This window comes from Cellulomonas sp., assembly GCF_965229465.1.
In the GTDB taxonomy this organism is placed as follows: Bacteria; Actinomycetota; Actinomycetes; order Actinomycetales; family Cellulomonadaceae; genus Cellulomonas.
This window is the reverse complement of the sequence record NZ_OZ245882.1, coordinates 955,654-974,103: the sequence shown is the minus strand read 5'-3', so window position 1 is coordinate 974,103 and position 18,450 is coordinate 955,654. Positions and strand designations below refer to the sequence as shown.

The following is an 18,450-nucleotide window of genomic DNA, read 5'->3' as shown; positions in this document are numbered from 1 at the left end:
TCCCCCTCTCGCTCGCGATGCGGGACCAGCCTGACAGGCTGCCCCGGGCGGGTCCCGACGGGCACACTGGGGCGATGACGGCCAGCCCCGTTCTCGCGCCCAGCCCCGCACGGTCGGCCATCGAGGAGCAGCGGCGCAGGAGCCGGGTCCGGGCGGTCGCCTCGCGCGTCGTGCTCGTCCTCGCGGTCCTCGGGCTGCTGTCGGCGGTGGTGCACCCGCTCTGGAAGCGCCTGGGGTTCGTGCGCGACCTCGTCCCCAGCCTGGTCGAGCACGCGGCCCGGCCGACGCTGGTGGTCGTGTCCGTCGTCCTGCTGCTGACCGCCCGAGGCCTGCGGCGTGGGCACCGGCTCGCGTGGATCGCCACGATCGTGGCCCTCGCCCTCTCGGCGGTGCTGCACCTGGCGAAGGGCCCGGACGTCCTGGCGGCGGTGGTCGTCGCGGTGTGCGCCGGCTGGCTGGCGTCCCGCGGCTCCGCGTTCCCGGTGCTGCCCACGCGGCACGCGGTCCGGCAGGCGGTCGTCGGGCTCGTCGTCGCCGCCGCGTGCCTCGTCGCCCTGATCGCGGGGCTCGCGGTCTGGGTGGTCGTCGCGGACCCCTCCGACGCCGACGTCGAACGGCTCGGCCGACTCCTCGCGCCCGTCACCTACCTGCTGGCCGTCGGCGGGCTCGCGACCCTGCTCTGGTCCCTGCTCTCACCGCGGCGCCCCCAGCGGCTGAGCCCGCAGGACCACCTCGACGAGCGCGAGCGCGCGCGGATCGTCGTGCAGCAGCACGGCGGCGGCACCCTCGACTACTTCGCCCTCCGCGACGACAAGGACTGGTTCTTCACCGGACGGTCAGTGGTGGCGCACTCGGTGCGCGGCGGGGTGTGCCTGGTCTCGCCCGACCCCATCGGTCCGGCCGAGGAGAAGGTGCTCGCCTGGGCGGAGTTCCTCGACCACGCGGACGACTTCGGGTGGTCGGTGGCCGTCATCGGCGCGGCGGCCGACTGGCTTCCCGAGTACGAGGCCAGCGGGCTGCGCACCGTCTACCTGGGCGACGAGGCCATCGTCGACTGCCCGACGTTCACGCTCGAGGGGCGCTCCCACAAGTCGCTGCGCCAGGCGGTGCACCGGATCGACCGCGCCGGCTACGTCACCACCTTCCACGACCCGGCGACGATCGACGGCGAGCTCCGGGCGAGCATCGAGGCGATGAGCGAGGAGTCCCGGCAGGGGGACGTCGAACGCGGCTTCTCGATGACGCTCTCCCGACTGTTCCAGCCGGCCGACACCGGTCTGATGCTCTCCGTCACGCGGGATCCGTCGGGCCGGGTCGACGCCTTCTGCCAGTGGGTGCCCGCGACCGACATCGGCGGCTGGTCGCTCGACGTGATGCGGCGGCGCACCGACACGGAGCGGCTGCCGAACGGGCTCATCGACGCCACCATCGTCGCGACGATCACCCACCTCGCGAGCCGCGGAGAACGCGGCCTCGGGCTCAACTTCGCGATGATGCGCGAGGTGCTCGAGGGCGACCCGGAGGCAGGCTCGCGGATGGACGCGCTGGCCCGGCCGATCCTCCAGCGGTTGTCGGAGGGCACCCAGATGGGCACGCTCAGCACCTTCAACGAGAAGTTCGACCCCGGCTGGGTGCCGCGGTACGTGGTGCTCGACTCGGTCGAGTTCGTCGCGACGCAGGCGCTGGTCCTCGCCGGTGCCGAGGGGGTGACGGAGATCCCGGTGATCGGGCGGTTCCTGGGGTCGATCGGCGCCGCGCCGTGATCAGTCCTCCTGCTTCGCTCCCGGCGCGGACAACCCCTGTGCGATCAGGTCCATCACCGACGAGTCGGCCAGCGTCGTCGCGTCGCCGACCTGCCGGTTCTCCGCGACGTCCCGCAGCAGCCGACGCATGATCTTGCCGGACCGCGTCTTGGGCAGCTCCGCGACGACGAGGATCTGGCGCGGCTTGGCGATCGGGCCGATCTCCTTGGCCACGTGGTTGCGCAGCTCGGTCTGCACCGCGTCCGCGTCCTGGTCGCCCCCGCCGGCGTCGCCGCGCAGGATGACGAACGCGACGACCGCCTGCCCGGTGGTCTCGTCGGCGGCACCGACGACCGCGGCCTCGGCGACCCACGGGTGGCTCACCAGCGCCGACTCGATCTCGGTGGTGGACAGCCGGTGCCCCGACACGTTCATCACGTCGTCCACGCGGCCGAGCAGCCAGATGTCGCCGTCGTCGTCCTTCTTGGCGCCGTCGCCCGCGAAGTACAGGCCACGGAAGCGCGACCAGTACGTGTCGACGTAGCGGTCCGGGTCGCCCCAGATGCCGCGGAGCATCGCCGGCCACGGCTCGGTGAGCACGAGGTAGCCGCCGGACCCGTTGGGCACCGACTGTGCGTCGTCGTCCACGACGTCCGCGGCGATGCCCGGCAGCGGCACCTGTGCGGACCCGGGCTTGGTCTCGGTGACGCCCGGCAGCGGGCTGATCATGATGCCGCCGGTCTCGGTCTGCCACCACGTGTCGACGATGGGCGTGCGGTCGCCGCCGATCACCCGGCGGTACCACATCCACGCCTCGGGGTTGATGGGCTCACCCACCGACCCGAGCACCCGCAGGCTCGACAGGTCGAACTTCGCCGGGATCTCCTCGCCCCACTTCATGCAGGTGCGGATGGCCGTGGGGGCGGTGTACAGGATCGAGACCTTGTACTTCTCGATGATCTCCCACCAGCGTCCGCGGTGCGGGGTGTCGGGGGTCCCCTCGTAGATGACCTGCGTGGCGCCGTTGATCAGCGGGCCGTACACGACGTAGGTGTGGCCCGTGATCCAGCCGATGTCGGCGGTGCACCAGTAGACGTCGGTCTCCGGCTTGAGGTCGAAGACGTTCTTGTGCGTGTAGGCCGCCTGCGTGAGGTAGCCGCCGGTGGTGTGGAAGATGCCCTTCGGCTTCCCGGTGGTGCCCGACGTGTACAGGATGAACAGCGGGTGCTCCGCCTCGACCGCGACCGGCGTGTGCTGGTCGCTGGCGGTGTCGACGACGTCCGACCACCACACGTCGAGCTCGTCGTTCCAGGCGACGTCCTGGCCGGTGCGCTTCACGACGAGCACGTGCTCGACGGACGGCGTGCCCTTGGTCAGCGCCTCGTCGACCGCGGGCTTGAGCGCGCTGGCCGACCCGCGCCGGTACCCGCCGTCCGCGGTGACGACGAGCTTGGCCTCGGCGTCGTTGATCCGGGTGCTCAGCGCCTCCGCGGAGAACCCGCCGAACACCACCGAGTGCGGGGCGCCGATGCGCGCGCAGGCCAGCATGGTGATGACGGCCTCGGGGATCAGCGGCAGGTAGATGGCGACGCGGTCGCCCGTGCCGACGCCCAGCGCGGTGAACGCGTTCGCCGCCTTCGACACCTCGCGCTGGAGGTCGGCGTAGGTCAGCGACCGGCCGGACCCGTCCTCGCCCTCGAAGTGCAGGGCCACCCGGTCGCCGATCCCGGCCTCGACGTGCCGGTCCACCGCGTTGTACGCGGCGTTCAGGGTGCCGTCGGCGAACCATCGGACGAACGGCGCGTTCGACCAGTCGAGAACCTCCTCGAACGGCTTCTCCCAGCTGAGCAGCTCACGCGCCTGCTCCGCCCAGAAGCTGGGCCGGTCCGCGTTGGCCCACGCGTACAGGCCGCGCTGGGCGTTGGCCTGGTCGGCGAACTCGGGGGTCGGGGGGAACCGGCGGTCCTCGGTGAGCAGGTTCTCGAGGCCGGGCTCGTGGGACTCGGGCGGGGTGTCGGTCACGAGGACCACCTCCTGTGCAGCGACGTCGATGCAGGTGGACCGGGGTCCGGGAACGCACTCTAGCCGCAGAGCCGCGTGCCCGTGCTCCCGGCTCAGACGCGGTGGCGCTCGCGGAACTCGCCGAGGTGGACCCCGCGGCGGCGCGCGGCGGCCGCCACGATGCCCGCCACGAGCAGCAGGAACCCGACGGCGATCACCATCCCCGACGTGCCCGCGACCGTCACCTGCGTGACGGTGACGCGCCAGCCCGAGGAGGTGAGGACGTTGAGCGTCTGCTCGCGCGCGATCGACGGCAGGTACAGGTAGACGATGCCGGCGAGCGTGAGCACGGTGCCGGCGGTGATCGGCACCGACGGTGTCCAGAGCCCGAGCAGCAGGACCGCGCCGAGCAGCAGCACGCCGAGGGTGACGAGCACGATGCCGAGCACCTCGGTCGACGCGTCCCAGCCGTCCACCTGCGCGTCCAGGATCTGCGCCTCGCCGATGAGCAGGACCGCCGCGCCGAGCGGACCGAGGATCAGGCCGACCAGGACGCCGAGGATGTGCGAGCCGACGGAGGTCGAGCGGGGGGCGTTCGGGTCGGGGAACAGGCCGTCGTCGCCGGCCGCAACCGCAGCCGGTGTCGGTGCCGGTGCCGCGAACGCGACGGGCGCTGCGGCGGTCACGGGAGCGGGCTCGGGGGTCGGCGGCTCCGCGGTGGGGGTCGCGGCGGGCTCGACGGGCTCGGTGGTGGCGGTCGGGGTGACGACCGGGTCGGGCGTGGGCTCGTCGGGCGGCGTGGGTGCCGGTCGGACGACCGCGTGCCGGCCGGTGTCGAGGCTCGGCCCGGTCGTCTCCGTGGGGCGCGCCGCGGCGGGGAGGGTCTCGGTGGCAGCAACCTCGGGCTCGACGGGCTCGACGGGCTCGACGGGCTCGGTTGCCACCGGCTCGGCGGTGGCGTCCGGCTCCGCGGCCACCGGCTCAGCGGCGGCGGCGTCCGGCTCTGCCTCGGTCGGGGTCGGGGGGTCGAGCGTCTCGACGGTCGGCGCGACCTCGTGGGCCGGGGCGTCGTCGGCACCCGGCGTCGTCTGCTCGATCGAGGGGTCCGTCTCGTCGGGACGGTCGGTCGCGCCGCCGGGGCGGTGCGGGTCGGAGGTGCTCATGCGTGCTCCTCGAAGCTGGCCAGCTCGGGCGGCGTCGGCTGCGCCGCTGTTCGAGTCACCGTATTGCCAGCGGCTCCCGGTCGCCGTGCAGCGCGCCCGAGTCGGACACAGCGGGCTGCTCGAGGGTGCGGGCCGGGCGGCTGCCGTAGGCGTACGCGGCCCCGACCAAGAGCCCTCCGCCGATCAGGTTGCCGAGCCCGACGAGGGCGATGTTCCGGGCCATCTCGGCCACGGTCGCACCCGGCAGGCTGCCGTACAGGCCGAGCGAGAAGGTCGTCATGTTGGCGACGACGTGCTCGAAGCCGGACGTGATGAACACCATGACGCACGCGAAGATCACGGCGATCCGGGCGCCCTCGCTGCGCAGCCGCGCCGCGCACCAGATGGCCAGGCAGACCATCACGTTGCACAGGATCCCGCGGACCAGCAGCTGCACCGACGTCTCGTGGGCCTTGTGATCGACCATGCTGGCCAGGACCGCGCCGCCGGCCGTGCCGGGGGCCAGGACGCCGGAGACGTGCACGAGGAACGCGAAGACCATGGCGCCCACCAGGTTGCCGGCCATGCACGCCAGCAGGATCACGGCGGCCCGTCCCCAGCTGATCGCGCCCCGGATCGCGCCCTGCGTGAGGATCATCATCGCCGAGGTGGCCAGCTCGCCCCCGGCGACGACCACGACGGTCAGCGCGACGCCGAACACCAGGCCCTGCACCAGCGGGGTGAACGGCGAGGCCGCCACGAACAGTGGGCCGCCCGCGGTGGCCATGATGAGCACGCCGATGCCGATGTAGGCGCCGGCCAGCATGGTGCGCACGAGGTACACCCCCGGCGTCGTCATCAGCTCGACCTTGTGGTGGGCGGCGACCGCCTGGGCGTCGACCGCGTCGGGGATGCTCAGCACGCGTCCATCGTCGCGCGGCTTCGACGGCTCGGAGGGGGTCGAAGGGCCTGGGGAATCGAGGACGGCCCTCGGCGGTTGCGACCGCACGTGACCCTTCTCTTCTCGCCGCTCACCCTCCGGGGGACCACCTTCGCCAACCGCGCCTGGCTGGCCCCGATGTGCCAGTACTCCGCCGTCGACGGCAGCCCGAACGACTGGCACCTGGTGCACCTGGGCGCACGCGCGTCCGGCGGGTTCGGGCTCCTGCTCGCCGAGGCCACGGCGGTCGTCCCCGAGGGGCGCATCTCGCCGCAGGACACCGGGCTGTGGCACGACCTGCACGTCGCGGAGTGGCGCCGGATCACCGACTTCGTGCACGAGCGCGGCACGCTGATCGGGGTGCAGCTGGCGCACGCGGGCCGCAAGGCGTCGACGTTCTCCCCGTTCGCCGACGGCCACGGCTCGGTGCCGGCGGACCAGGGCGGCTGGGCGACCGTGGGTCCGTCCGCGACGGCCTTCCCGGGACTCGCGACGCCCCGCGCGCTCACCCTCGACGAGATCGCGCGCGTCCCCGCAGCCTTCGCGGAGGCCGCGCGCCGGGCCGACGACGCCGGCTTCGACGTGGTCGAGCTGCACGCGGCCCACGGCTACCTGCTGCACCAGTTCCTCTCGCCGCTGTCCAACGACCGCGACGACGAGTACGGCGGTCCGCTGGAGAACCGAGCCCGGCTGCTCGTCGAGACCGCCGACGCCGTCCGCGCGGCCTGGCCCGACCACAAGCCGCTGTTCGTCCGGCTGTCCGCGACGGACTGGGTCGAGGGCGGGCTCACGGTCGACGAGGTGGCCCAGGTGGCCAAGGAGCTCGGCGGCCACGGCGTCGACCTGGTGGACGTGTCCACCGGCGGCAACGCGCCCGCGTCCATCCCGGTCGGCCCGGGGTACCAGGTGCCGGCCGCCCGCGAGGTGCGCGAGACGGCCGGGCTGCCGGTGGCGGCGGTGGGCCTCCTGACCGACCCGGCGCAGGCCGAGGCCGTGCTGGCCGACGGGTCCGCCGACGCCGTCCTGCTCGGCCGGGAGGGGCTGCGCGACCCGTCGTGGCCGTTGCGCGCGGCGCACGAGCTGGGCGTCCAGGACGTCGAGGCGTGGCAGCCGCAGTACCGCCGCGCCACCTGGGCCTAGAGGACCAGCGCCCGCGCGATCGGCACTCCCGGCCGGTAGGCGAGGTGCCGGTAGCTCGGGGCGTCGAGCACGGCGAGGTCCGCCCGGGCGCCGAGGCGCAGGTGGCCGACGTCGTCGCGACGCAGCGCGTGGGCCCCGCCGAGCGTGGCGGCCCGGACCGCCTCCTCGACGGTCATCCGCATCTCCCGGACGGCCAGCGCGATCATCAGCGGCATCGACGTGGAGTAGCACGTGCCGGGGTTGCAGTCGCTGGCGAGCGCGACCTCGACGCCCGCGTCGATCATGCGGCGGGCCTCGGGGTAGGGCGAGCGGGTGGAGAACTCGACGCCGGGCAGCAGGGTGGCGACCGTGCCGGAGCCGGCCAGGGCCGCGACGTCGGAGTTCGACAGGTACGTGCAGTGGTCGACGCTGGCGGCACCGAGTTCGACCGCGAGGTGCACCCCGGGTCCGGGCGCGAGCTGGCTGGCGTGCACGCGCAGGGCCAGTCCCGCGGCCCGCGCGGCGACGAGCACCGCGCGCGCCTCGTCGCCGTCGAACGCGAGCGGGCTGGCCGGCTCGCAGAACACATCGGCCCACCGGGCGTACGGCGCGCAGGCCTCGAGCATCGGGCCGGTGACCAGGGCCAGGTAGTCGGCGCGGTCCACGTCCGCGGGGACGACGTGCGCGCCCAGGAACGTGGTCTCGGGGGTGACCTCACGAGCCAGGCGGAGCAGCCGCACCTCGTTCTCGACGTCGAGCCCGTACCCGCTCTTGATCTCCAGGGTGGTGGTGCCCTGGCTCCGGGCCTCCCTGACCAGCGCGGCGAGGCGCGCGCGCAGGACCTCGTCGGACGACGTCCGGGTGGCCGCGACGGTGGTCGCGATGCCGCCGCCGGTGTAGACGGTTCCGGCCATGCGGGCCTCGAACTCCGCCGACCGGTCGCCGCCGAAGACCAGGTGCGTGTGCGAGTCGACGAAGCCGGGGACCACCGCGGCGCCGCCGAGGTCGGTGCGGGCGTCGGCGGCGGGGGCGTCCGCGGCAGGCCCGACCCACGCGACCAGGCCGTCCTGCGCCACCAGGGCCGCGTCGTGCAGCGGCCCGCCGAACCGGTCGTCGTGCGTGGTCAGCTCCCCGATGCCGGTGACCAGGTGCGACGTCATCGGGTCTCCTCCCACGCGGCACGTACCGCCGTGCCCAGCATGGCCCCCACGTCGCCCAGCACGTGCCGCCCGCCCTCGACCCGCACGACGCCGCCGACCACGACGGTGTCCACGTCGGCGCTGCCGGCGACGAGCACCAGCTGCGCCGGGTCGGCTCCGGCCGTGCGCGGGGTGTCGGTGCGGACCGCCACCAGGTCGGCCGGGGCGCCGACCGCGATCCGGCCGCCCGTCGGGTCGCCGAGGCTCGCGTGACCCCCCGTCGTCAGCAGGGCGAGCAGGTCGGCGGGGGACAGGACCCCGCGGGACTCCTCGGCCAGGCGCTCGTGCATCTCGACCGACCGCGCCTCCGCCAGCAGGTCGGTGCGCACGTGCTGGTCGCTGCCGACGCTCAGGCGCGCGCCCGCCGACTGCAGGAGGGCGCCGGGCGCGATCCCGTCGCCGAGGTCCTGCTCGGTGGACGGGCACAGGCAGATCCCCGTCCGCGTGGAGCCGAGGATCGCGACGTCCTCCGGCGTGACGTGGACGGCGTGGACCGCGGTGGTGCCCGGGCCGAGCGCCCCGGCGTCCTCGAGCACCCGGGTGGGGGTGGCGCCGAACGTGGCCAGCGCCTGCTCGTTCTCGAGCCGCTGCTCGGACACGTGCACGTGCAGCGGGCGGCCTCCTGCGTGCGCGGCGATCCGGGGGAGGTCGTCCAGGGGGACCGCGCGGACCGAGTGGATCGCGGCGCCGACCGTGAGGGTGTCGTCCGGGCCGATCGCGGCGACGCGGGCGGCCCAGGCGTCGGCGTCGTGGTCGCCGAACCGTCGCTGGACGCCCTCCAGCGGCGCGTCGATCCCGCCGGTCAGGTAGGCGGTGTCGAGCAGGGTGATCCGCAGCCCGGCGTCGCGCGCGGCCGTGCGCAGGGCCTCGGCCATGACGTTCGGGTCGTCGTACGGGGTGCCGCCGGGGGCGTGGTGCAGGTAGTGGAACTCGCCGACCGCGGTGACGCCGGCGAGCACCATCTCGGCGTAGGTGGCGCGCGCGAGGTCGAGGTAGGTGTCGGGGGTCAGGGTCGCGGCCAGGGCGTACATGCGGTCCCGCCACGTCCAGAACGTGCCGCCGTCGTCGTGCGTGCGGCCCCGCAGCGCGCGGTGGAACGCGTGCGAGTGCGTGTTGGCGAACCCGGGCAGGACGACGCCGGGGAGGTTGTGGTCGCCCGGGCTCGCGGGCGCCTTCTCCACGGCAACGATCCGTCCGGCGGCGACGGTGACGCGGACGTTGCTCTCCAGGCCGGTCGGGAGCCACGCGTGCGCGGCCCAGTACGTGGTCACGTGAGCAACCGTCCCAGCACCGCAGCGAGCGCGTCGATGCCCGCCACGCAGTCCGCCTCGTCGGCGTCCTCCGCGGGCGCGTGCGAGATGCCCGACGGGTTGCGGACGAAGAGCATGGCCGTCGGGATGCCCGCGGCCGCGAGGATGCCGGCGTCGTGGCCCGCGCCGGTGCCCAGGCGCGGGGGGTCGCCCAGCGCTCCCGCGACGACGTCCGCGAGGTCGGCGTCGAGCACCGTGACCGGGGTCCAGGACTCCTCCTGCGGCGCGTACGCGGCCAGCGATGCGAGGACCGCCCGGACCGCGGACTCCTCGGACGCGCGGACGTCGAGCCACGCGGTGACCTGCGAGGGGATCGCGTTCACGCCGTTCGGGTCCACCCGCAGCTTCCCGACGGTGGCCAGCGCGCCGGCGTCCTCGGCAGCCCGCCGGACCTGCGCGATCAGGGCCGCGAGGTCGAGCATCGGGTCGCGCCGGTCGGCCAGCGGGGTGGTGCCGGCGTGGTTGGCCTCGCCGCGCAGCTCCACGCGCCAGCGGCCGTGCGGCCAGATCATCCGGCCGACGCCCACCGGGTCGCCGGTGTGCACGAGGGCGCGGCCCTGCTCGACGTGCAGCTCGACGAAGGAGGCGACCCGGCGCAGCGCCTGCGCGTCGGGACCGAGCTCCGCGGGGTCGCGGCCGGCTGTGCGCAGGGCGTCGGCCATGCTCACCCCGTCGGCATCGCGCAGCGCCCGCGCCCGGTCCGCGTCCAGCACACCCGTGATCAGGCGGGAACCGGCGCAGGCGACGCCGAACCGGGCACCCTCCTCGTCGACGAAGTTCACGATGCCGAGCGGCCGTGCGGGCGTGACGTCGCGCTCCCGCAGCAGGTCCAGGGCGGCGAAGCCGCTGACCACCCCGAGCGGTCCGTCGAACGCCCCGCCGCCCGGCACCGAGTCGAGATGGCTGCCGGTGACGACGCCCGGCGTCGCGTCCGGGTCCCCCCACCACGCCCACTGGTTGCCCGCACGGTCGGTGACCAGGTCCAGGCCGCGGGCCTGCGCCTCACCGGCGAACCACTCGCGCAGCGTGTGGTCCTCGCGCGTCCAGGCGAACCGGCGGTAGCCGCCGTCGGAGGCCCGCCCGACCCGCGACAGGTCCGACCACGTGCCGGCGAACGTCACGAGTCCTCCCGCATCGGCACGCGCAGCCCGTTCGCCGCCGCGACCTCGTCCGCCCGCGGGTACCCGGCGTCGACGTGCCGCAGCACGCCCATCGCCGGGTCGTTCGAGAGCACCCGTGCGAGCTTGCGGGCGGCCAGCTCGGTGCCGTCGGCCACGGACACCTGCCCGGCGTGGATCGAGCGGCCCATGCCGACGCCACCGCCGTGGTGGATCGACACCCAGGTGGCCCCCGACGACGCCGCGACCAGCGCGTTCAGCAGGGGCCAGTCGGCGATCGCGTCGGAGCCGTCGGCCATGCCCTCGGTCTCGCGGTACGGGGACGCGACCGAGCCGGCGTCGAGGTGGTCGCGGCCGATGACGAGCGGCGCGGCCACCTCACCGGAGGCGACGAGCTCGTTGAACCGCAGCCCCGCGCGGTCGCGCTCGCCGTGCCCGAGCCAGCAGATGCGCGCGGGCAGCCCCTGGAACGCGACCCGGTCCTGCGCGGCGCGGATCCAGCGGTGCAGGTGGTCGTTCTCCGGGAACAGGTCGAGCACGGCCTGGTCGGTCACCGCGATGTCGCGCGGGTCGCCGGACAGCGCCGCCCAGCGGAACGGGCCCCTGCCCTCGGCGAACAGCGGCCGGATGTACGCGGGGACGAACCCGGGGAAGTCGAACGCCCGCTCGTAGCCGCCCTGCCTTGCCTCGTCGCGGATCGAGTTGCCGTAGTCGAACACCTCGGCGCCGGCGTCCAGGAACCCGACCATCGCCTCGACGTGCCGGGCCATGGACTCGCGTGCCCGCTCGGTGAACTCCTCCGGCTTGGCGGCGGCGTAGGACGCCCAGTCGGCCACCTCGACGCCGACCGGGAGGTAGCTCAGCGGATCGTGCGCGGACGTCTGGTCGGTGACGACGTCGACGTCGACCCCGCGGCGCAGCAGCTCGGGCAGCACGGTCGCGCAGTTGCCGACGACGCCGACGGACAGTGCTCGCTTCTCGCTGCGAGCCTCGCTGACCAGCGCGATCGCCTCGTCCAGGCTCGTCGCCACCCGGTCCAGGTAGCGCTCGCGGACCCGGCGCTGCAACCGGTCGCCGTCGACGTCGACGATCAGGCACGCCCCGCCGTTGAGGGTCACCGCGAGCGGCTGCGCGCCGCCCATGCCGCCGCAGCCGCCGGTCACGGTCAGCGTGCCCGCCAGGGTGCCCCCGAACCGCTTCGCGGCCACCGCGGCCAGCGTCTCGTACGTGCCCTGCAGGATCCCTTGCGTGCCGATGTAGATCCACGAGCCCGCGGTCATCTGCCCGTACATCGTCAGCCCGAGCTGCTCCAGCCGGCGGAACTCCGGCCAGGTCGCCCAGTCGCCGACCAGGTTCGAGTTGGCGATCAGCACGCGCGGCGCCCACTCGTGCGTGGTGAGCACGCCGACCGGCTTGCCCGACTGGACCAGCAGCGTCTCGTCGTCGCCGAGCGTGGTCAGCGTCCGCACGATGGCGTCGTACGCGTCCCACGACCGGGCCGCCTTGCCGGTGCCGCCGTAGACCACCAGGTCGTCCGGCCGCTCGGCCACCTCCGGGTCGAGGTTGTTCATGAGCATCCGCAGCGGCGCCTCGGTCTGCCAGCTGCGGGCGGTCAGCGTGGTGCCGCGGGGGGCGCGGACGGGGCGGGGGCCGGTCATGAGCGGGCTCCTAGCTGTGCGGCGACGGAGCCGTCACGGACGGCGTCGGCGGCGGTCTCGAGGTCGGGGGAGAGGTAGGTGTCCGGCCCCGGTCCGGGGATGCCTGCCGCGCGGAGCAGGTCTCTGACGGCTCCCGTGACGGGCGACGGGGCCAGCGGGGCACGCAGGTCCATCGCGCGGGCGGCGGTCAGCAGCTCGATGCCGAGCACCCGGGTCAGGCCGTCGATCGCCCGGCGCAGCTTGCGGGCCGCGTGCCAGCCCATCGACACGTGGTCCTCCTGCATGGCCGACGACGGGATCGAGTCGACGCTGGCCGGCACCGCCAGCCGCTTGAGCTCGCTCACCAACCCGGCGGCCGTGTACTGCGCGATCATCAGGCCGGAGTCGACCCCGGGGTCGTGCGCGAGGAACGCCGGCAGGCCGTGGTTGCGCGAGACGTCGAGGAACCGGTCGGTGCGGCGTTCGGACATGCTCGCCACGTCGGCGACGGCGATCGCCAGGAAGTCGAGCACGTACCCGACCGGGGCGCCGTGGAAGTTGCCGTTGGACTCGACGCGGCCGTCGTCGGTGATCACCGGGTTGTCGATCGCCGCCGCCAGCTCCCGCTCGGCCACGGTCCGCGCGTGCTCGACGGTGTCCCGCGCGGCACCGTGCACCTGCGGCGCGCATCGCAGCGAGTAGGCGTCCTGCACACGGGTGCACTCGGGGGTCTTGTGGCTGGCCATGATCCCGGAGCCGCGGAGGGCCGCACGGATGTTCGCGGCCGAGGTGGCCTGCCCGGGGTGCGGGCGCAGCCCCTGGAGGTCGGCGGCGAAGACGGCGTCGGTGCCGAGCAGGCACTCGACGCTCATCGCGGCCGCCACGTCCGCCGTGTCGAGCAGCACGTCCAGGTCGTGCAGCGCGAGGGCGAGCATGCCGAGCATGCCGTCCGTCCCGTTGATGAGGGCCAGACCCTCCTTCTCGACGAGCGTGTGACCGGGGCGTGCTTCCTCGACGAGCCTCCCGGTGGCGTCACGGACCTCGCCCTCGCCCATCAGGGCCAGCGCGCAGTGCGCCAACGGCGCGAGGTCGCCGGAGCAGCCGAGCGAGCCGTACTCGCGGACCACGGGAGTGATCCCGGCGTCGAGCATGGCCGCGTACGCGCTCGCGGTCTCCGGCCGGACGCCGGTGTGACCGGTGGCCAGCGTCGAGAGGCGCAGCAGCATGAGCGCGCGGACCACCTCGCGCTCGACCTCCGGGCCGGTGCTGGCCGCGTGCGAGCGGACCAGGCTCCGTTGCAGGTCCAGCCGCTTGTCGGCCGGGATGGACAGGGTGGCCAGGGCGCCGAAGCCGGTGGAGATGCCGTAGTGCGGTGCGGTGTCGGCCGCGAGCTCGTCGACGACCGCGCGGCCTCGCGCGATCGCGGTCAGTGCCTCGTCGGAGAGCCGGACGCCCGCTCCGTGCCGGGCGACGGAGACGACGTCGGCGATCGAGACCGGACCGGTGCCGACGACGACGGAGGGATGGGGGCTCATGACTCATGACACCGCGCGGGGAGGCGCGTTGCGTAGGTCCGCTCCGGCGATACCGTCTGGGATACCAGACAGGAGGTCGTGATGAGCGATGTGCCCGCCGCCGACGCCACCCTGCGCCTGCTGGCCCACCTGTCGCGGACGGGACCGCTCCCCGCTGCGGCGCTGGCCACGGCGCTCGGCCTCCCGCGGTCGACCACGTACCACCTGCTCGCCGTCCTCACCCAGCACGGGTTCGTCGTGCACCTGCCCGAGGAGCGCCGCTACGGCCTGGGGCTGGGCGCGTTCGAGCTGGGCTCCGCCTACGCGCGGCAGGCGCCGCTGGCCCGCGCCTCGCGGCCGGTGCTCGCGCGGCTGGTCGACCAGGTGGGCGAGAGCGCGCACCTGGCCGTCCTGCACGGGCGCGACGTGCTCTACGTCGTCGAGGAGCGCGCCGCCGGCCGCCCGTCGCTCGTCACCGACGTCGGCGTGCGGCTGCCCGCGCACCTCACCGCGAGCGGCCGCGCGATCCTCGCGCACCTGCCGTCGGCCCAGGTGCGGGCGCTGTTCCCCGGTCAGGAGGCGTTCGTCGACCGCACCGGCGTCGGCCCGCGACGGCTGTCCGAGCTGCGCGCGATCCTCGCCGAGGTCCGTCGCGACGGCTGGGCGTCCGAGCGGGGGGACGTCACCACCGGGTTCGCCTCCGTCGCGGCGGTGGTGCGCGACCGCACCGGGCACCCGATCGCCGGGCTCGCGGTCACGTTCGCCGACGGGGACGCCTCGGCCGACCTGGTCCGTGCGACACTGCGGGCCGCCGCAGAGCTGGCCAGGAGGGTCTGAATGACTTCGAACTCCCTGTTCGCGCACGCCGAGGAGAATCTGTTCTTCGTCGGCGCAGCTCCGTTCGCGCCGACGTCGATCACGGTGTCGCCCACGCACGTCGTCGCGGTGACCGAGGACGGAGAACGTCGCGACTACGTCCTCACCGACATCGTCCAGGCCTCGGTCTCCGTCACTGCGGACTTCCGGCGGCCTCTCGTCCGGCGCTGGAGCAAGGTCACCCTGGCCGTGACGGGCTTCCTCGGCGGTCCGGTGAGCGTCTACGACTATCGAGGGCGTTTCCTCAGCTACATCGTCGGACGTGGTCCGTCCGACGTGGGCGAGTCCCTGGGTCCGTTGGCCCCGACCCGACCGCCCCGGTGGTGGTGCAAGGCCCTCGCCTCGACGGTCGAGCAGTACGGACGAGCACGGTGCCTGGGACTGCTGGCCGTGCAGTCTCACGAGGTCGTCGCCGACATCGAGTCGTGCCGGAGCAGCTTCGGGTCGGTCGCGTCGCGCCGGGCTCGGAAGGCGGCCCTCGCCAGGATTCGAGCCGCACGCCAGGTGCGCTCCTAGACCTCGATCGGCGTCTGTGCCGCCTTGGTCACCGCTGCCGCGACCACCGTCGTGACCTCGGGGTTGAACACGCTGGGCACGATGTAGGTCGGGTTGAGCTCGTCGTCCGTGACCACCGAGGCCAGCGCGTACGCCGCCGCGAGCAGCATGTTGCTGGTGATCCGGTGCGACTGGGCGTCGAGCAGCCCGCGGAACACGCCCGGGAACGCGAGCACGTTGTTGATCTGGTTGGCGAAGTCGGAGCGGCCGGTGCCGACGACGGCCGCGTGCTGCGCCGCATCGTCCGGGTCCACCTCCGGGCGGGGGTTGGCGAGCGCGAACACGATGGAGTCCGGGGCCATCGTCGCGACGTCGTCGCCCGTGATGACGTCCGGGGCGGAGACGCCGATGAACACGTCGGCGTCCTTGAGCGCGTCCGGGATGCTGCCCGAGATGCCGCGCGGGTTGGTCATGGACGCGGTCCAGAACAGCGACTCGTCCAGGCCCGGGCGGTCGGCGCGGACGACGCCCTCGATGTCCGCGACCACGACGTCCTTGGCCCCCGCCGCCAGCAGCAGCTTGAGCACGGCCGTCCCCGCCGCGCCCGCGCCCGAGAGCACGATCCGCACGGTGGCCAGGTCCTTGCCCACCACCTTGAGGGCGTTGGTCAGCGCCGCGACGACCACGATGGCGGTGCCGTGCTGGTCGTCGTGGAACACCGGGATGTCGAGGCGCTCGCGCAGCCGGCGCTCGATCTCGAAGCAGCGCGGGGCGGAGATGTCCTCGAGGTTGATCCCCGCGAACACGGGCGCGATCGCGCAGATGGTCTCGACGATCTGGTCCACGTCGGTGGTGTCCAGCGCGATGGGGAACGCGTCGATCCCCGCGAACCGCTTGAACAGGACCGCCTTGCCCTCCATGACCGGCAGGCTGGCCAGCGGCCCGATGTTGCCGAGCCCCAGCACCGCGGTGCCGTCCGTGACCACCGCGATCGTGTTGCGCTTGATGGTCAGGCGGCGGGCGTCCTCCGGGTGTGCGGCGATCGCCTCGCAGACGCGCGCGACCCCCGGGGTGTACGCCATCGACAGGTCGTCGCGGTTGCGCAGCGGCACCTTGGACTCGATCGAGAGCTTGCCGCCGATGTGCATGAGGAACGTGCGGTCGCTGACGCGCTCGACGACGACGCCGTGCAGGCCCTTGAGGGCCTCGACGATGTCGGCCGCGTGCTGCTCGCCGCGCGTCGCGCAGGTGACGTCGACGGTCATCTGCTCGTGACCGGAGGCCGTGACGTCCAGGGCGGTGACGATGCCGCCGGCCTTCTCGATCGCCGTCGTGAGCTCGCTGACGGCGGTCGGTCGGGCCTGCACCTCGAGGCGAGCGGTGATGGACGAGGAGACGCTCGGGGAGACCATCCGAACATTGTGGACTCATCTATAGGGTGACCGCGTGACCGACCCCCTCGCCCCCCTCCTCGAGCTCGCCGGGGTGGCCGAGGCGGTCGAGCGCTCGCGGATCGCCTGCGAGGAGCTGCGCTGGCACGAGGCCTACCGGCGGCGCTGGCGGGAGGTCCGGGCCGAGGCGGGCCTGCGGGCCACGCGCGCGTCGTGCGAGATCGAGGGTGTGCGGGTGCCGCTGTCGCTGGTGCGCGAGGTCGCGACCGGTGGCGGCTCCGATCCTGTCGTCGTCGGTGCGCTGCGGGCCACGGTGCTGGTGGAGCGGTGGATGCCTGCGCTCGGGATCAGCGGGTCGGCCGCCCTCCCGCCGCTGCGCCAGGTGCTCGCCCGCGTGCACACGGCCGCGACGGCCGGGTGGCTGGAGGAGCCCGACGTCGGCCGGCTCCGGGTCGACGAGGCGGCGCGGGACCTCACCGGCCTGGGACCGGCGCCCGTCGGCGACGAGCTCGCCGCGCGGATCGACCTGCTCGACCGGACCGTGCGGACCACGACGGTCCCCGCCCTGGTGGTCGGCGCCGTCGTGCACGGCGAGCTGCTGGCGCTGCGCCCGTTCCTCGCCGCGAACGGGCTGGTCACGCGGGCCGTCGCGCGGCTTCTGCTCACGGCGCGGGGTCTGGACCCGACCGGGTCGGTGGTCGCCGAGTCCGCCTGGGCCGACGCGCTCAACCCGTACCTCGGGGGCGCGGCCGGGTTCGCGACAGGGACGCCGGACGGGGTGGCGGCCTGGGTGCGCGGGTACGGGGACGCGGTGGTGCGCGGGGTGACCGAGGCGCGCGGCGTGGCGGACGCGGTGCTGGCGGGGTCGCTGGGCTGACGAACGACGGCGCCCCAGGGGGCGCCGTCGCCAACAGCCGACCGGAGGGTGATCAGGCGTGCACCGGTGTCGGTCGCGACGGGACAAGCCCGGTCGACCTGCCCATAGGTGGGCTCTCCTGCGCGTGGGTGCCCTCGCGGTCATGCAGTTGTGGTCCTTTGGTACCCCACTTACCGGATCCGCGACAGCCAGGGCGACGACGGTGCAGGCCACCCGTCCGGGAGCGCCGGATGCTGGGACGCTGGTCCGCGATGCGGACTCAGCGGCGTCGACGGCTCCGGCGGATCGCGAGGGCGGTGACGACCGCGGCCACCACGACGAGGGTGACGGCTCCCGCCGTGACGATGCGGGCGCGGCGCGGGAACAGGGGCACGGGCCGGACGAACGAGAGGGCCCCCCAGCCGCGCTCGATCGCGAGGCGGCGCAGAGCGCGGTCGGGGTTGACGGCGAACGCGTGGCCGACCGTGCCGAGCATGGGCGCGTCGGTGATGGAGTCCGAGTACGCGTAGCTGGCGTCGAGGTCGTAGCCCTGCGCCTCGGCGAGCTCCCGGACGGCCGACGCCTTGTTCTCGCCGTAGGCGTAGAAGTCGATCTCGCCGGTGTACCGCCCGTCGGCGACGTTCATCCGCGTCGCGATGACGTGGTCCGCCCCGAGGATCGCCGCGATCGGCTCGACCACCTCGGCGCCCGAGGCCGAGACCACGACCACGTCCCGGCCCGCGGCGTGGTGCTCCTCGATGAGTGCGACGGCCTCTGCGTACACGGTGGGGTCGATGGACTCGTGCAGCGTCTCCGCGACGATCGCCGACACCTGCGACACGTCCCAGCCGGCCACCATGCGGGAGAGCTGGGCGCGCAGACGCTCCGTCTGGTCCTCGTCGGCGCCGCCGAGCTGGTAGAGCAGCTGCGCGTACGCGGTCCGCACCACCGACCGGCGGGTGAGCAGGCCCTCGGCGAGGAACGGTCGGGAGAACGCGGTGGCCGACGACGTCGCGATGATCGTCTTGTCGAGGTCGAAGAACGCGGCCTCGCGCAGCGGGTCATCCTGCGTCGGGTCCTCGTCCATGCTGCTCCGGGGCGTCGTCGTCG

General features: G+C 74.0%; 15 protein-coding genes. 5 read left to right on the top strand and 10 right to left on the bottom strand.

Features of this window, described 5'->3' with window-relative positions; translation table 11 throughout:
* Positions 1 to 74: 74 nt before the first annotated feature.
* Positions 75 to 1,763 (top strand): bifunctional lysylphosphatidylglycerol flippase/synthetase MprF, encoded by a 1,689-nt coding sequence (locus ACO06A_RS04640; RefSeq protein WP_421734873.1) that lies wholly within the window; start codon positions 75 to 77, stop codon positions 1,761 to 1,763.
* Here ACO06A_RS04640 and acs read toward each other — a convergent pair whose 3' ends face one another.
* The 3 genes from acs to ACO06A_RS04625 all read right to left on the bottom strand — a co-directional run bounded on the left by acs (position 1,764) and on the right by ACO06A_RS04625 (position 5,807).
* Positions 1,764 to 3,764, bottom strand: a complete 2,001-nt coding sequence (gene acs / locus ACO06A_RS04635; protein WP_421734872.1) for an acetate--CoA ligase — start codon at positions 3,762 to 3,764, stop codon at positions 1,764 to 1,766.
* Positions 3,765 to 3,856: 92 nt separating this feature from the next.
* Entirely contained in the window at positions 3,857 to 4,906 is a 1,050-nt protein-coding gene (locus ACO06A_RS04630) for a hypothetical protein (protein WP_421734871.1), read from the bottom strand.
* 55 nt (positions 4,907 to 4,961) lie between these two features.
* Positions 4,962 to 5,807, bottom strand: coding sequence for a formate/nitrite transporter family protein (locus tag ACO06A_RS04625; protein ID WP_421734870.1), 846 nt, complete (start codon positions 5,805 to 5,807; stop codon positions 4,962 to 4,964).
* 87 nt (positions 5,808 to 5,894) lie between these two features.
* On the opposite strand from ACO06A_RS04625, the gene ACO06A_RS04620 reads away from it, so the two are divergent.
* Complete coding sequence (locus ACO06A_RS04620) at positions 5,895 to 6,965, top strand: NADH:flavin oxidoreductase/NADH oxidase (RefSeq protein ID WP_421734869.1); 1,071 nt, start codon at positions 5,895 to 5,897, stop codon at positions 6,963 to 6,965.
* Here the strand turns inward: ACO06A_RS04620 and hutI are convergent.
* Genes hutI through hutH form a run of 5 tightly spaced genes read right to left on the bottom strand, consistent with a single transcriptional unit; the run spans position 6,962 to position 13,743 of the window.
* The gene (hutI, locus tag ACO06A_RS04615; RefSeq protein WP_421734868.1) at positions 6,962 to 8,104 is read right to left on the bottom strand and encodes an imidazolonepropionase; all 1,143 of its coding nucleotides are present in this window, start codon (positions 8,102 to 8,104) and stop codon (positions 6,962 to 6,964) included. The two genes, ACO06A_RS04620 and hutI, sit on opposite strands and share 4 nt — an antisense overlap.
* Positions 8,101 to 9,414, bottom strand: a complete 1,314-nt coding sequence (locus ACO06A_RS04610) for a formimidoylglutamate deiminase (protein WP_421734867.1) — start codon at positions 9,412 to 9,414, stop codon at positions 8,101 to 8,103. Before ACO06A_RS04610 ends, hutI begins: the two co-directional genes overlap by 4 nt.
* Entirely contained in the window at positions 9,411 to 10,574 is a 1,164-nt protein-coding gene (locus ACO06A_RS04605) for an allantoate amidohydrolase (protein WP_421734866.1), read from the bottom strand. Before ACO06A_RS04605 ends, ACO06A_RS04610 begins: the two co-directional genes overlap by 4 nt.
* Positions 10,571 to 12,229 carry a urocanate hydratase gene (gene hutU, locus ACO06A_RS04600; RefSeq protein ID WP_421734865.1) on the bottom strand — a complete coding sequence of 553 codons (1,659 nt, stop codon included), beginning with the start codon at positions 12,227 to 12,229 and terminating at the stop codon, positions 10,571 to 10,573. Before hutU ends, ACO06A_RS04605 begins: the two co-directional genes overlap by 4 nt.
* Positions 12,226 to 13,743 (bottom strand): histidine ammonia-lyase, encoded by a 1,518-nt coding sequence (gene hutH, locus ACO06A_RS04595; RefSeq protein ID WP_421734864.1) that lies wholly within the window; start codon positions 13,741 to 13,743, stop codon positions 12,226 to 12,228. The genes hutU and hutH overlap by 4 nt, the downstream gene beginning before the upstream one ends.
* 81 nt (positions 13,744 to 13,824) lie before the next feature.
* Between hutH and ACO06A_RS04590 the strand changes: the two genes are divergently transcribed.
* Both ACO06A_RS04590 and ACO06A_RS04585 read left to right on the top strand, forming a co-directional pair.
* The gene (locus ACO06A_RS04590; RefSeq protein ID WP_421734863.1) at positions 13,825 to 14,559 is read left to right on the top strand and encodes an IclR family transcriptional regulator; all 735 of its coding nucleotides are present in this window, start codon (positions 13,825 to 13,827) and stop codon (positions 14,557 to 14,559) included.
* Entirely contained in the window at positions 14,560 to 15,114 is a 555-nt protein-coding gene (locus ACO06A_RS04585; RefSeq protein WP_421734862.1) for a hypothetical protein, read from the top strand. It begins immediately after the preceding gene.
* Here ACO06A_RS04585 and ACO06A_RS04580 read toward each other — a convergent pair.
* The gene (locus ACO06A_RS04580; RefSeq protein WP_421734861.1) at positions 15,111 to 16,505 is read right to left on the bottom strand and encodes an NAD-dependent malic enzyme; all 1,395 of its coding nucleotides are present in this window, start codon (positions 16,503 to 16,505) and stop codon (positions 15,111 to 15,113) included. The two genes, ACO06A_RS04585 and ACO06A_RS04580, sit on opposite strands and share 4 nt — an antisense overlap.
* A 34-nt stretch (positions 16,506 to 16,539) precedes the next feature.
* Between ACO06A_RS04580 and ACO06A_RS04575 the strand changes: the two genes are divergently transcribed.
* Positions 16,540 to 17,361, top strand: a complete 822-nt coding sequence (locus ACO06A_RS04575) for a cell filamentation protein Fic (protein ID WP_421734860.1) — start codon at positions 16,540 to 16,542, stop codon at positions 17,359 to 17,361.
* A 259-nt stretch (positions 17,362 to 17,620) separates the two neighbouring features.
* On the opposite strand, the gene ACO06A_RS04570 is transcribed toward ACO06A_RS04575, so the two are convergent.
* Positions 17,621 to 18,427: an HAD family hydrolase gene (locus ACO06A_RS04570; protein ID WP_421734859.1), complete on the bottom strand. Its 807-nt coding sequence runs from the start codon at positions 18,425 to 18,427 to the stop codon at positions 17,621 to 17,623.
* Between the last annotated feature and the right edge of the window lie 23 nt (positions 18,428 to 18,450).